Genomic DNA, 13,827 nt, shown 5'->3' with positions numbered 1-13,827 from the left:
CATCTCGCGACACGTTGAAAAACGAAGGAAATGTACTATGTCGATGGCTGACCGCGACGGTCTGATCTGGTTCGATGGCGAAATGGTGCCCTGGCGCGATGCCAAGGTGCATGTGCTCACCCATACCCTGCATTACGGCATGGGGTGCTTTGAAGGTGTGCGTGCCTATGACACCGAGCGGGGGACGGCGATCTTTCGTCTCAAGGAGCACACCAACCGGTTGTTCGATTCCGCCAAGATTCTGGGCATGCCAATGCCGTTCGAAAAGGCGCAGATCAATGACGCAAGCCGTGCGGTGGTACGCGAAAACGGCCTCAAGGAAGCCTATCTGCGACCGATGGTCTTCTTCGGTTCCGAAGGCATGGGCCTTCGTGCTGACAACCTCAAGTCTCACGTCATCGTCGCAGCTTGGGAATGGCCCTCCTACATGGCGCCGGAAGCGCGGGAAATGGGAATCAAGGTACAGACCTCATCCTTCACCCGTCATCACGTCAATGTTTCGGTGACTCGAGCCAAGGCCAACGGTCAATACATCAATTCCATGATGGCGCTGGCGGAGGCGCAGCGTGGCGGTTACGACGAAGCGCTGCTGCTCGACCCACAGGGCTATGTCGCCGAAGGCTCCGGCGAAAACCTGTTCGTGGTCAAGGACGGCATCATCTATACCCCGATGCTGACCTCTTGTTTGAACGGCATCACCCGCAACACCGTGCTGCATATGGCCGAGAAACTGGGCTATGAACTGCGCGAGAAGCTGATTACCCGGGATGAGGTCTACATCTGTGATGAAGCCTTTTTCACCGGCACCGCCGCGGAAGTCCTGCCGATTCGCGAACTCGATGGCCGGACCATTGGAGAAGGGCATCGTGGGCCGATCACCGAGCAAATCCAGTCGATGTACTTCGATCTGGTCAGTGGTAAGCAGACGCTCGATCCCGAATGGTTGACGCCGGTGGCCTAAAACGTGGCTCCACGCGCAAAAGCACCCGTCTCAGGGTGCTTCTTACATGAGCGTACATGGTTGCGGTGGCAAAGGGCGGGACGCTCCTAGTCTGCGTTCTCTGCGTGGTCCCTGCAGAAGCATTGCTCGGCGGATGTCCGTTGGGTGCAATGACGCTGTCACCCTGCTTGCCACCGCATTTAAAAGCTTAAGGGGACTTCGTGCCCGATAACTTTATCTGGGTTAAGAAGGCGCAAAAATCACTCTTTGTGATCACCAAAAGTGAGTTTAAAGGAGCTGGCAGGGTGACCCTGCTGGCTTTTTAGTATCGGAACATGAGCTTGGCTTAGCACAGGAGCACTGGGTCAGCAGGGGCGGGCCATAACATGCACGGTGCTTGTTCAGTGAATGGCGCACAAAAAAATGGGCTGCATGAGCAGCCCAAGGTACGCAGGGAATTGAAAATCCGGGTGATTGGCCTAGCTCATCTATTGGGACACTAGATCAATCTGAAACTTGGAGCGAGATATGCTCGCTATCTGAGTCCTACGTTGCGAATGCAATGCCATGTTTTTTTAATTGATTAAAAAACAGTGACTTAAAGTAGTCGCAAAAACTGGCGTGCCGATACCCACCGCAGGAAGCACCAAAACAACCGGCTATATGTCTCTTTTTGGAGACTATTATGTGGCGTTATATTATTAAATTAATAAAAACAATGACTTAATGTGTCGTAATATAGATACATACTGACTGAGCTGAGGTTTCCAATCCCAAACGCTTCACCAGTCGCTTATAGCCTGTCTCGTTGCTTCAGGATAAAGACACTCTGATGTAACTACGCTATCCTCGTTGCTATTGTTTCCCAATGGCAGTTAGAGAAGCCCCGTCGGTCGACTTTGAGAGAACAAGGAACGTAGTCGCATGTTTGATTGGATATCACAGAACTCGAAGGTGCTCACCTTCTTCACCAACTTTGGAATGTTGATCATCTGGCTTGCCTACGCTCAATTGCTGTACATGGGCTTTCGTCGCCAGCGTCGGCCGCGCTTGATCATCAACCGCGGCAAGAGAAAAGATATCGATGCGCTGTGCATCATCAGCAACATGAGCGCCGAGGCGATCTTCATCGAGTACATCATCGCGGAACTGAAGACCTCGGAAGGCACCATTACCATGGATGTCACCGATTTTGACCAGGAGTATGAAGAGGGTGACGAAGAGAAACAAGACAATCCCTATTCCTTGGGATCGGTGAGGGAAAATACGCGCCAGGGCCCGCTCGAGTCGGGAAATTTCCTGCATATCGGTAGCTTTTCCGAGTTGATCAAGCGTCTGGCTCGAGACGAAGGCATCGAAATGAAAGGGCATCGTCCCAAGGGTGATCTGCACTTTCAACGCCTGACCATTCGTCTGATTGGAGTCTATGGTCCCGAGGATATGCCCATTGGTGCCGAACGCAGCTTCGATCTGTTCGACAACGACAACTTCTGTGCGCTGACACCGGCCAGCTGGGATACCAAACGCCTGTCGTCGATTCGTCAGCGGCGCAAGCTTAAAAAGAAAATGCAGAGTCTCAACGAACGAAATTTCTCCTCCTCGTCGAACTTTCGTCACGTTGCCGATGAAGAGAGCGACCAAGGAGAGCAAGAAGCAACCCGAGAGGCTGCGGCCAAGGCCAGCAAGGAGGAGAGCAGGCAGGAGTGAGATATGCCTGCTCACCGAGCCTCGGACCCTCGATGACGGTCCGGGCCAGTCGTGGGCGCTGCCCGCTAGAGCACGCCCTTGGCCTTGGCGGTGTGGGTGGCGATGGCATCCATCAGCGGTGGCGACAGGCAGTCGTAGGGCGTGAGACCTAGTTCCTGAAGCCGTCCTCGTATGGCATCCATGTCATCCGGTCGGGTGCCCGACTCGATGATCGAGGAGGTGAATGCCGCGAACTCCGGCGCGGCCCAGCCCTTTTCATCCGACAGCTCGGCATGAACGAAGTCCAGGCCATGGAAGGGATGGTCGCTATTCTCGATGCGTCCAAACATGTGCACCCCGCACTCCTTGCAGGCGTGGCGCTGAATGGCCGCCGAGGAGTCGACGACTTCCAGCTTGTCCTCGTTGGCGGTGACGCTGAGGCTCTCCCGGGGCACCACGGCGACCATCGAGAACAAGGCCCCGCTAGGTTTCCAGCACTTGGTGCAGCCACACACGTGATTGTGTAAACATTGCGTCGCGATCGTCACTTCGATCTGTCGATCACTGCAATGACAGTGAAGCTTGCCGCCACTGAACCCGTCGCTACCCGGCTCGATGCCATTGTCCACCGCCGGGTGAATGTTGATCGTACTCATCGTCGTTTCCTCGTTGTGCGCTGCTGTGGTTGTTGTGTCCTTCCCGTCATGCGTCGCTTGTGAGGTTGAGGGTTGTGACGCCGAGGCTTGTGATGATGCAGAGGTCTTGGTGCCCGTCAGCCACTGCCGGGCACGACTTACCAGATCGTTCAGGCTCATTGTTGTTGTCCTCCTCCAGGCGCGCCCCAGGCCGAAGGTTGGAACAGTGGTGGGGCGTGATTTCACTATAGTCGATGCCCGCCGTCACCGGTCGGCGTGTGGGCCCACCACTGCCTCGGCATGCGTCCATTCACGAGCGCGTCTGCCTGCGCCTTCAACATCCCGGCAGTCAAGGCGTCCAGGGCCGCCTGTTGCGCCTGCCAGGGTGTCAAGGTTCTCTGCTGACGTCGCAGGGCGCGCCAAGTCCGGGCGAGGGCCTCATCGTGGGTCTCGGGAGTGCCCCACTGGGCTCTCAGCGCCGTGCGTCGCCGGGTGAAGGTCGTGGTATCCAGCGTCGCCAGAGCAACGCCTTGGGCCTCGAGGAAGTCGCTCACTGCCTGGCGGAGGGTCGTGACGGTTGCCCGAGGGGATTGCACCACGTAACCCAGGCGTGGCCAGCCATCGGCGGCCTCGCGATAGCGCACCGCCGCCACGTATCCCAGCCTGCGGCGCTGGCGCAGCTCATGATGAAAGGCCGCGTCGTGACACTGGCCGAGCAGCTGAAAGAGCGCCTGGCTCGTCGGGCTTGCGTCCACGGCATCGATCTGCAGCATGACCGCCTGGTCATCGCCCTGTGGGGGCAGCCAGTGGACGGGCCAATCCATGCCGCCCGCTGGGGATGTCGAGAGGGAGGGTGTCGTCAAGGGCGTCGTAGAGGAGGTGTTGGCTTGGGGCGATGGGCTGATGCATGACCCCAGATGAGAAGCCATCAGCCGTCGGCAACCGGCCTGGGCTTCGGCGGCGCTCAGTGTGCCGCCGGCCCAGGCCAGTATCCGCGCTGTATCGACGCGCGGAGGTGTCGGCCGGGTTTCCAGCCGGGCCAGCAGGCGCTGGGCCAGTAGCCCGTTCGCAGAATGCGAAGCCGGGTCGGGGACCGGATCAAGAGGCTGGGTAGGAAATGAGGTCAGCAATTGGGCGACGCAGGACTCGAGCAGAGCCGCGTCGCCTCGCCCGATCACCCAGCCGCCCCGGTCATCGATACCCAGCGTCAGGCGCACATTCTGAGCGGCAGCAGCCTGGCGCAGCGCCAGCGTGTGCTGGCGCCACTGTATCAGTCGCGTCGCCGGGTCTGCCGTGGGCATTGGCGTTGGCGCCGCCCAGGCCAGACACCAGAAGGCCTCGGCCAGTGGTGGCCCATCGCCCCACCACAGGGTGAGCTCATCGCTATCGACGATCAGGCCTGGGGTGGGGGCAGTGTCGTCGGTTAACAAGTCGCGGCGAGCAATGGCGGGTGCCGGTCGAGCGATCCAGGCCGCGGGGAGGGGTGCTTGCGGACGATAGCGGAAGCGGGTCCCCGTTGCCGCCATCGCGTCCCTTGGCGGTGCTGTCCCCGATAGGGGTTCCAGGGTTCGACAGCACCCGGCGTTGAGCAGCGGCGCCAACGTCTCGAGGGCCTGAGGGTCCAGTGCTTCGCTTGCCTCTAGCGAGAGTGCCGATGCATCGACGACCAGGCGACGCGCCAATGTCTTGGGCCAGGCATCGAGATCGCGGATCGGCGAGGTCGGTACCGGCACAGCGTCAGCGGTGGTGAGCCGGACGGCTGAGCGCTCGACCCACGCCTGACAGGTAGCGAGAAGCGCGTCGATATGCCGGTGCCCCGACTCGCTCAAGGGCAGCGCCAGCGATAGAAAGGCGGCACCACCGTCCGCCGCGAGACGGATATCGAGATCGCGAATGGGGTTGTGCCGCTGCAGCATGGCGGCCAGTTCGCCATCGCCGAGGATGTGTGCCAGATGCTCCACGACCCGTCGCTGTCCGGGTGTCGGCGGGTCGGGCAGTGGCCACAGCAATTCCAGTGCCGGTGTCGCAGGCGGCGATCCACCGGGCAGGCACCACTGCACTCGGGTCGGTGCTGCCCAGCGCCAGGTTCTGGCGGGCAAGTCCGTGGCGCCAGCAGGGATCTCGTTCGCGGCCGTCGCTAGCAGATCGCGTTGGCGCTCCAACGGTTCTGGGCCCAGCATGACGAGACTCATGCGCTCGGCACGATAATGACGGGCATGAAAGCTTTCGAGTGCGGCCTGCAGGGCCGTGACACCCGTTCCCAGGCTTTGCCGATTGCCATGATGGCAGTCGAAGGCTGGATGCGATGGCTGAAATAGTCGCGACAGGGCGCGCTGGCGGTGCAGGGCAGGATCGGCCAGGCGCGCCCGGAACTCGGCCTCGATCACCTCGACTTCCCGGGCGATGAGCGGCTCGATCAGATAAGGGCGCAGAATGAGATCGAGCAGACGCTCGAGTCCTGCTTGAACCGCGTCGGAAGGCAGGGTCAGATGCACGTCGGTGACGTATTCGTCGGTATGGGCGTTGTAGCGTCCGCCCTGTTCGCCGATCCAGGCGGCGAAATCTCCTGGCGTCGGGTGGCGGGGCGAGCCCAGGAACAGGGCGTGTTCGAGCAGATGGGCCAGCCCGGGAAAATCCATGGGCTCGTCGAGATAGCCGACCCCGACGGCGGCGACCAGGCGCACCTGGCGGGCCGTGGGCACCTCGATGGCCAAGGTGCGTACGCCATTGCCAAGGCGGTGTTCCGCGAGACGGCTGCCCGGGGGGAGCCCTGGCACGTCATGCATGGCCGCCTCGCTCATTCGCGACAGAACACCTTCGACTCGCGGGTGTTACGCAACGTCAGTTCATGGATCGTGCGGCTATCGGCGGCGGCTTCCTGGCGGGCGGCCTCGATGAGGTGATGATTCGGCGACAGGTCGCAGACCGGATCGGTGGCGCCGGCGTCGCCGGTCAAGAGGTAAGCCTGGCAACGGCAGCCACCGAAATCCCTGTGGCGCTCGTCGCAGTCGCGACAGGGCAGGGGCATCCAGTCTTCGCCGCGATAGCGATTGAACGCATCGCTGGCGTACCAGATCGCCTCGAGGGGCTGCTCGCGTACCGTGGGAAAGCTCATCGGCAGCAGGCGTGCGCTGTGGCAGGGCAGCACCGCGCCGTCCGGAGCGACGGTCATGAAGATCGCGCCCCAGCCGCCCATGCACGCCTTGGGCCGCTCGGCATAGTAGTCGGGCACCACGAACAGCAGACGCATGTCCTGGCCCTTGGCGGCCAATCGCTTGCGCCAGCGCTCGGTGGTAGCCTCGGCGGCCTCGAGCTGTTCGCGACTGGGCAGTAGCCCGGCGCGATTGAGATGTGCCCAGCCGTAGAGCTGGCAGTTGGCCAGCTCCACCGCGTCCGCGTCGAGGTCGGCGCACAGGGCAATGATGTCATCGATTTGATCGATGTTATGCCGGTGCAGGACCACGTTGAGCACCATCGGATAGCCGGCGGCCTTGACCGCCTTGGCCATGGCCAGCTTCCTGGCATGGGCCTTGCGCGAGCCGGCCACCGCGGCGGCGACATCCTCGTCGGCGGCCTGCAGGCTGATCTGAATGTGATCCAGACCGGCTTCGCGCAGCGCCTCGATGCGTGTCTCGTTGAGACCCAGCCCAGAGGTGATCAGGTTGGTGTAAAAGCCCAGTCGGCGGGCTTCGCTCACCAGCACCTCGAGGTCCTGGCGTACCAGGGGTTCACCACCGGAAAATCCCAGCTGCACGGCGCCCAGGGCGCGGGCCTGGCGCATCACGTCGAACCACTCCTCGGTACTCAGTTCATCCTGGCTGGCGGCGAAGTCCAGCGGGTTGGAGCAGTAGGCGCATTGCAGCGGGCAGCGGTAGGTGAGCTCGGCCAGCAGCCACAGCGGGGCGCCCTGACCGGCATGGGATCGGGTAGACAAGGGCTCAGTCATGGCGAATCCACCCCTGGTTGGCGGCGTCCTGCAGGAACTCCTCCACGTCCTGGGCCAGTTCCTCGGCGGGTGCCTGGGGATAGCGCCGCTGCAACTCGGTAATCAGCGCGGCGACATCGCGCTCGCCGTCGAGTAGCGTCAGCACGGCGCCGGCGCTGTCGTTGAGCTGCACCATGCCCTCGGGGTAGAGCAGCACATGGCGCTGCTGCGTCTCTTCCCATTGCAGCCGCCAGCCAGGACGTAATCGATAAACGTTCGCCATGTTCATTGAAGCCCCCGATGATAGACGCGCCGATCGGTAACGCTGTGATAAGGCGGTCGGTCGAGCTGGTAGGCCAGGGTCATGGCGTCGAGCATGCTCCACAGCACATCGAGCTTGAACTGCAGAATCTCCAGGGCGCGTTGCTGGGCGGCCTGGGCGGTGCACAGGTCGAGGGCCAGTTCCAGGCCATGATCGACATCACGACGGGCTTCATTGAGACGTTTGCGAAAGTAGGCATAGCCGGTCTGATCGATCCATGGATAGTGCGTCGGCCAGGTGTCGAGCCGGCTGCGATGCGCCTGGGGCGCGAAGAGTTCGGTAAGCGAGGAGATCGCCCCCTCGCGCCAGTCGGCACGGCGCACGAAATTGACATAGGCGTCCACCGCGAAGCGCACCCCGGGCAGGACGTGCTCCTGGGACCACAGCTCATCACGCGTCAGGCCCACCGCCTCGCCGAGAGCCAGCCAGGCCTCGATGCCGCCGCCGTCATCGGCGTGGCCATCGTGATCCAGCAGACGTTGAATCCAGCGCCGGCGTGTCGCAGCATCTGGGCAATTGGCCATCAGGGCGGCGTCCTTGAGCGGGATATTGATTTGATAATAGAAGCGATTGGCGACCCAGCCGCGAATCTGCTCGGGGCTGGCACGGCCCTCGGCCATGTCGACCTGGTAGGGATGATGGATGTGGTAGTAGTCGCCCTTGGCCATCAGTGCGGCATGAAAGGCGTCGCGGTCGAGTGCTTGATCCTGTGGCCCATCATCCGATCCTTGGGATGTCGCCAATGGTGATCCGAACGGTGACATGCGAGACTTCTCCCGAAAAAATGGCCAATCGATCAACGATGGTCAGGGTTCAAAGCGCATTCCGTCGAAAGCGACCTCGATGCCCCGTGTATCGAGCTCGGCCCGCTCATTCGAAGCCTCGTCGAGAATCGGATTGGTGTTGTTGATATGAATCAGAATACGCCTTGTGGCAGCCGGGAGGGTAGCGAGTTCGCTCAGCAGTCCGTTCTCGCCCGCCAGTGCCATGTGGCCCATGTCTTGGCCGGTCGCCTGGCCGACACCGGCCTGCTGCAGCTCATTGTCCTGCCATAGGGTGCCGTCCACCAGCACGCAATCGGCGCGCTGAAGCCATCCGCGTAGCTCATCATCGAGCTTGCCCAGGCCCGGGGCATAGAACAGCGAGCGATCACGGCGGGTGTCTTCTATATACAAGCCGATATTGTCCCCCGGCGTGGGCGAGCCACGTCGCGGTGAATAAGGCGGGGCATTGCTGTGCAAGGCGATGGCGGTAAACCTCAGCCCCGGGCAGATTGGAACCGAGAAGATAGCCGTGCCGTGATTGGAATCCACTTCGATAGACTGCCAACGTAGCCCATCCTGCCAGTGCTTCAGCATGGGGAAAAGCGGAAAGCCGGTGCTGAGATCCCGATGCACATTGGGGGTACACCAGACATCCAGTGGACATCCTTCACGCAGCGACAACAGGCCGGTCGTATGATCGATCTGGCCGTCCATCAATAGCACGCCGGCGATACCGCTATCGCGGGGCTGGCGCTTGGGATACAGTTCGCGATTGGCAGCGATCTGAGCGCGGATATCCGGCGAGGCATTGCACAGTAACCAGCGCTCACCGTCACCGCTGATGGCGATGGACGACTGGGTGCGCACCTGGGCCTTCAAGCTGCCATCACGCAAGCCGAGACAGTTGCGACAGTTGCAGTTCCATTGCGGAAAGCCACCGCCCGCTGCCGAACCCAGGACAAGAACGTGCATACGCCGACTCTTGGTGGAGGCTAGTGTCACCGCCAACGCAGGACGCCCCGGTTATCGGAGCGCCTACGACACTGCGCGATCAGCGATTAGCGATATAAAGAGTGACCTCGAAGCCAAGACGTAGATCGATATAGGAAGGCTTGGTCCACATAGTTGTTCTCCAGTAATCAGGATGAGGCATGCAGGAAGCTGCTTTTACCTCTTTAGTAAAGCACTCTAGCCGATAGTTGCATTGCGACCTAAGTCTAACTCCAGCAATACGGTACGCTGAAAGCAATGGCGCTTTCCTTTGTTGCGTCCCAAAGCAGTTATGAAGCAATAGGTTGCCGAATCGTTGCGCGACATTGTTTCAAAGATGAATTTCTTTGCTCAGTTGAGGCCGACTGAAATTGAGTGCCTTTCTTCCTATGCAATCTCTCGTCTTGTGCTAGACCTTGTAAGATGCTGCTGGAAAGTAATAACAACGACAGGCTCGCCACGAGCAGGGAATAGCCCGTGGTGAGATACCTACCTCGGAGACGACGTCATGTTACAGGAGATGAAATATGTCATTGCGACCATAGGGCTCTTGGCCGCCACCACGCTTCAAGCCAATGAAAATCAGCTTGAATTACAGAACAACCCCGAACTCTGGGCCACCCAGCTCGGCAACTATCAAGGCAATCGCTACAGCAAGCTTGATCAGATCAACCGCGACACCATCAATAATTTGCGCCCTCTATGGCAATTCTCGACGGGCGTCCTGCGCGGTCATGAAGGTGGCCCGCTATATGTCGGCGACGGCCGTTTGTATATCCATACACCCTTCCCCAATAAAGTCTTTGCCCTCGACCTGGAAGATCAGGGCCGTATCGTCTGGACCTACGAACCGGATCAGGATCCCCGCGTCATTCCGGTGATGTGCTGTGACACCGTCAATCGCGGTCTGGCTTATGCCGACGGACGCCTGTTCCTGGGGCTTGCCAACAACACCCTGATCGCGCTGGATTCAGAGTCCGGCGAGCTATTGTGGGAAGCCAGCAACGGCGATCACACCAAGGGCGAGAGCAATACCATGTCGCCGCTGGTGGTGCACGACAAGGTCGTGATGGGCATTAGCGGTGGCGAGTTCGGGGTACGCGGTCACATGACCGCCTACAACGTCGAAAGCGGTGAAATGGTCTGGCGTGGCTATTCCAACGGGCCCGATAGCGATGTGCTGCTCGATCCGCAAAAGACCCTGATGATGGGCAAACCCATCGGCGAGGCGGACCTGGGTGTAAGCACTTGGCCGGAAGGCGAATGGAAACACGGCGGGGGCGCCCCCTGGGGTTGGGTCACCTACGATCCGGAGCTCGATCTGATCTACTACGGATCCGGTAATCCGGGTAGCTGGAATCCACAGCAGCGCACCGTGGACGGCGAGCCTGCGGATAACAAATGGGCCATCACAGTCTTTGCCCGGGACCCCAACTCCGGCGAAGTGAAATGGGTCTACCAAAAGGTGCCCTTCGATGAATGGGACTATGACGGTGTCAATGAGAACCAACTGATCGATGTGGAGATCGACGGTAAACAGCGCAAAGGCCTGGCGATCATCGACCGTACCGGCTTCGGTTTTCTGCTCGATCGGGAAACCGGCGAACTCCTGGTAGCCGAGAAATTCGCCCCGGAAACCAACTGGGCGAGCCACTACGACATGGAGACCGGCCGTCCAGTGGTCAACGATGAGTTCAGCACCTTCCGCCAAGGGGTCAACGTCAATACCACGGACATCTGTCCTACCGCCATGGGCGCCAAGAACATGCAGCCCAGTGCCTACTCGCCGGAGACGGGCCTGCTCTATGCCGGTATCAATCGCATCTGCATGAACTACGAGCCCTACGAGACCGAGTATGTCGCGGGTCAGCCCTATGTCGGCGCCACCCTGACCATGATGCCCGCCCCGGTACAGGAAGGGGACAAGGAAGGGCGCATGGGCAGCTTCATTGCCTGGGACCCGGTCAAGGGGAAAGTCGTCTGGAAAACCGACGAGCGCTTCGCGGTGTGGAGCGGCGCTCTGGCCACGGCGGGCGGCCTGGCGTTCTATGGCACTCTGGAGGGCCATGTGAAGGCGGTGAACATCGACACCGGCGAGGAACTCTGGAGCTTCAAGACGCCCTCGGGGGTCATCGGCAACATCAATACCTTCCAGCACCAGGGCAAGCAGTATCTGGGGGTGTTGTCCGGGGTCGGTGGCTGGGCGGGTATCGGTCTGGCAGCGGGGCTCGAAGATCCCGAGGAGGGATTGGGTGCGGTCAGCGCCTTTGCTGCCCTCAAGGACTACACCGAGCTTGGTGGCGTGCTGACGGTGTTCGCCTTGCCGGATGCTCCAGACGCCTAGTACATGTAAATCACTCAGGGCCCAGCAAGATGCTGGGCCCTGAGCAAGTTTGATGCCGGTCCTGGCACTCGATGGTTGTTTGCAAAAGAGATCGGCAGGCCGAAAGAGGCTCGTTACATGGCTTTGATGACACTACGTCTTCCCCTCATCACCAGTGCCATTGGCGCTGTGCTGTTCGTCGGTATGACGAATGTGTCAGCCGCAGCAGCCGAAAAAGACAGTTCTGGCCCAGGCGACTATACCGTCATCGACGGCAAGGTCGATCAAGGCACTTATGACGGCTATATCGCCTACACTCGTTCCTGCATGGCCTGTCACGGGCCAGATGGGTTGGGTTCTTCCTTCGCACCAAGCCTGATGAAACGCTCGCAACAGCGCAGCTTTGACGAATTTGCCAGGGTCATCGCCGGTGGACTACAAATTCAACCGGGCAAGGTCATGCCATCCTTTGCCGACGATGAATACGTCTTGAGCAATATCGAGAATATCTACAGCTACATGCAGGCTCGTGCGGCGGGCGAAGTGGGCCGTGGACGACCCCGAGTGATCGAACAAGCCAAAGAAGCCGCTGAAAACAATAACGATAAAGAGTCGAAGTGATGGGACAGTGAGCTTGGCTGGAACATCGCTTCTCGGGAGGATGCCATGCGGAAAATTGGCCGTTTGCTGACGTCGCTCGTTGTCGGCACGCTGTGGATGTTCGCGGGTGTGGCCGTTGCCGATCTACCCGAACGGGAGTCGCGTGAGCATCTTAGGGTCTGCGCCGATGGCAATAATCTGCCATTCACCAACCGACAAGGCGAGGGATTCGAGAATCGCGTCGCAACGATGATCGCCGAAGAGCTGGACGTGCCGCTGAGCTATGTCTACGCCCCGCAGATCATGGGCTTCATACGCACTACCCTGGATGCGCGACTCTGTGACCTGGTCATGGGGGTCGCCGCAGGCTATGGGTTCGTGCAGAACACCATCCCTTATTATCGCTCCGTCTATACCCTGGTCGTGCCCGAGGATTCCAAGCTCGATGTGGCCAGCATCGATGCAGCGGCATTCAAGGGCAAGCGGATCGGCGTGATCTTCGAGACGCCGCCAACGGTTCCGCTTAGACGCGCCGGCGCTCATCTACAAAGCTATGCGCTGCAAACCGATACCCGGGTCAGAACACCGGTCAGGGACGCGGTGGAAGATGTCGCCAAGGGCGTCACCGATGGTGCCGTGGTCTGGGGGCCTCTGGCGGGCTATTACGCAGCACGTCAGAATCCACCGCTCAAGGTTATACCGTTAATTTATGGCTCTGCGGATGCGCGCCTGACGTATCGCATCACCATGGGGGTACGTCATGGCGAGTCGCAATGGCGTGACTGGCTCAATGACTTCATCGAACGCCGTCAGGCGGACATCGATGCCATTCTGGTCGACTACCATGTCCCCTTGTTGGACGAGCACGGCCAACTCCTCCATCCCACCGCGAGTTCGGGGGAGGCCAAGCGTGACTGATCCATCTAATCCAAAATCGGGCCTGACATCAGCCCTGGCTCTGATCACGATGCTTGCGATGGCTCCCGATGCCAATGCCCAGTATCCCGGGGCGGAGCCGGAAGACTGGCCCTGTGAGCAGCGTCTGATCCCCGAGCTGGCCTGGGGCACTCTCTGGGCAGGCCCTTCTCCCGAAGCACTCGATCAAGCGTGGTGGGATGATGAGAAAGTCGGCACTCTGGTGCGTTTCGCCACCGCTCGGGAGACGCCCCGCGACGCTGCCCTCGAGCGTGTCAGCGAGTTCGTCGAGCGCGTGGCGAGCGAGCAACCGACGATAGCCGAGCAGCGCCTGACTCTGCTGTTTGCCGGACTGTTCGAGCGTATCAACAGTGAGCGCAGCCAGATCATCACCCTCATACGTAACGTCGCCCGGGCGCAGGTCGCCAGGCTGGATGAATTATCGGTCATGGTCGACAGGCTGGAGCAGCTGCGTGCCTCCGAGACCGCCAGTGACGAGGCGATCCAGCGCTTGCAGAAAGAACTCTACTGGCAGCGGCAGACCTTTCAGATGCGTCAGCAGGCCTTGCCGGCGCTCTGCGAGAAGCCTTACTTGCTCGAAGAATTGCTGAGCCGGATGGTAAGAACGATCAGTGCGGAGATGTGAATAATGATGTGCGAGAGGAACATAGCCGCATGCGAGCATCTAAGTCTCCTTCGCAGGCGAGCGTTGCAGGGAGTGGCGAGC

General features: G+C 60.3%; 13 protein-coding genes. 6 read left to right on the top strand and 7 right to left on the bottom strand.

Translation table 11 applies throughout. From position 1 onward, the window contains the following. Nucleotides 1-37: 37 nt before the first annotated feature. Nucleotides 38-961 carry a branched-chain amino acid transaminase gene (locus tag ACPF7Z_RS10365; protein WP_425193168.1) on the top strand — a complete coding sequence of 308 codons (924 nt, stop codon included), beginning with the start codon at nucleotides 38-40 and terminating at the stop codon, nucleotides 959-961. Between the two features lie 903 nt (nucleotides 962-1,864). Beyond that, nucleotides 1,865-2,647, top strand: a complete 783-nt coding sequence (locus ACPF7Z_RS10360) for a hypothetical protein (protein ID WP_425193167.1) — start codon at nucleotides 1,865-1,867, stop codon at nucleotides 2,645-2,647. A 65-nt stretch (nucleotides 2,648-2,712) separates the two neighbouring features. Here ACPF7Z_RS10360 and gfa read toward each other — a convergent pair whose 3' ends face one another. The 7 genes from gfa to pqqA all read right to left on the bottom strand — a co-directional run bounded on the left by gfa (nucleotide 2,713) and on the right by pqqA (nucleotide 9,395). After that, nucleotides 2,713-3,282, bottom strand: a complete 570-nt coding sequence (gene gfa, locus ACPF7Z_RS10355) for an S-(hydroxymethyl)glutathione synthase (RefSeq protein WP_425193166.1) — start codon at nucleotides 3,280-3,282, stop codon at nucleotides 2,713-2,715. Between the two features lie 224 nt (nucleotides 3,283-3,506). Then, on the bottom strand, nucleotides 3,507-6,047 hold the full coding sequence (locus tag ACPF7Z_RS10350) for an insulinase family protein (protein ID WP_425193165.1): 2,541 nt from the start codon (nucleotides 6,045-6,047) through the stop codon (nucleotides 3,507-3,509). Between the two features lie 11 nt (nucleotides 6,048-6,058). After that, entirely contained in the window at nucleotides 6,059-7,207 is a 1,149-nt protein-coding gene (pqqE, locus tag ACPF7Z_RS10345; RefSeq protein ID WP_425193164.1) for a pyrroloquinoline quinone biosynthesis protein PqqE, read from the bottom strand. Continuing rightward, nucleotides 7,200-7,475 carry a pyrroloquinoline quinone biosynthesis peptide chaperone PqqD gene (gene pqqD / locus ACPF7Z_RS10340; protein ID WP_425193163.1) on the bottom strand — a complete coding sequence of 92 codons (276 nt, stop codon included), beginning with the start codon at nucleotides 7,473-7,475 and terminating at the stop codon, nucleotides 7,200-7,202. The genes pqqE and pqqD overlap by 8 nt, the downstream gene beginning before the upstream one ends. Beyond that, entirely contained in the window at nucleotides 7,472-8,272 is an 801-nt protein-coding gene (pqqC, locus tag ACPF7Z_RS10335) for a pyrroloquinoline-quinone synthase PqqC (protein WP_425193162.1), read from the bottom strand. The genes pqqD and pqqC overlap by 4 nt, the downstream gene beginning before the upstream one ends. Nucleotides 8,273-8,314: 42 nt before the next feature. Then, nucleotides 8,315-9,244 carry a pyrroloquinoline quinone biosynthesis protein PqqB gene (gene pqqB, locus ACPF7Z_RS10330; RefSeq protein ID WP_425193161.1) on the bottom strand — a complete coding sequence of 310 codons (930 nt, stop codon included), beginning with the start codon at nucleotides 9,242-9,244 and terminating at the stop codon, nucleotides 8,315-8,317. Between the two features lie 79 nt (nucleotides 9,245-9,323). Then, nucleotides 9,324-9,395: a pyrroloquinoline quinone precursor peptide PqqA gene (gene pqqA, locus ACPF7Z_RS10325; RefSeq protein ID WP_082140259.1), complete on the bottom strand. Its 72-nt coding sequence runs from the start codon at nucleotides 9,393-9,395 to the stop codon at nucleotides 9,324-9,326. A 375-nt stretch (nucleotides 9,396-9,770) separates the two neighbouring features. Here pqqA and ACPF7Z_RS10320 point away from each other — a divergent pair, with 375 nt between their 5' ends. The 4 genes from ACPF7Z_RS10320 (at nucleotide 9,771) to ACPF7Z_RS10305 (ending at nucleotide 13,746) form a co-directional block, all read left to right on the top strand. Beyond that, nucleotides 9,771-11,606, top strand: coding sequence for a PQQ-dependent dehydrogenase, methanol/ethanol family (locus ACPF7Z_RS10320; protein WP_425193160.1), 1,836 nt, complete (start codon nucleotides 9,771-9,773; stop codon nucleotides 11,604-11,606). Nucleotides 11,607-11,723: 117 nt separating this feature from the next. Continuing rightward, nucleotides 11,724-12,206, top strand: a complete 483-nt coding sequence (locus ACPF7Z_RS10315; protein WP_425193159.1) for a c-type cytochrome — start codon at nucleotides 11,724-11,726, stop codon at nucleotides 12,204-12,206. Nucleotides 12,207-12,251: 45 nt separating this feature from the next. Beyond that, nucleotides 12,252-13,103 carry a quinoprotein dehydrogenase-associated putative ABC transporter substrate-binding protein gene (locus tag ACPF7Z_RS10310; RefSeq protein WP_425193158.1) on the top strand — a complete coding sequence of 284 codons (852 nt, stop codon included), beginning with the start codon at nucleotides 12,252-12,254 and terminating at the stop codon, nucleotides 13,101-13,103. Then, nucleotides 13,096-13,746, top strand: a complete 651-nt coding sequence (locus ACPF7Z_RS10305) for a hypothetical protein (RefSeq protein ID WP_425193157.1) — start codon at nucleotides 13,096-13,098, stop codon at nucleotides 13,744-13,746. The genes ACPF7Z_RS10310 and ACPF7Z_RS10305 overlap by 8 nt, the downstream gene beginning before the upstream one ends. Nucleotides 13,747-13,827 lie beyond the last annotated feature (81 nt).

The sequence above is a fragment of the Halomonas sp. GXIMD04776 genome, assembly GCF_049808615.1.
Taxonomy (GTDB): Bacteria; Pseudomonadota; Gammaproteobacteria; order Pseudomonadales; family Halomonadaceae; genus Modicisalibacter.
This window is presented reverse-complemented; position numbering and strand designations above follow the sequence as displayed.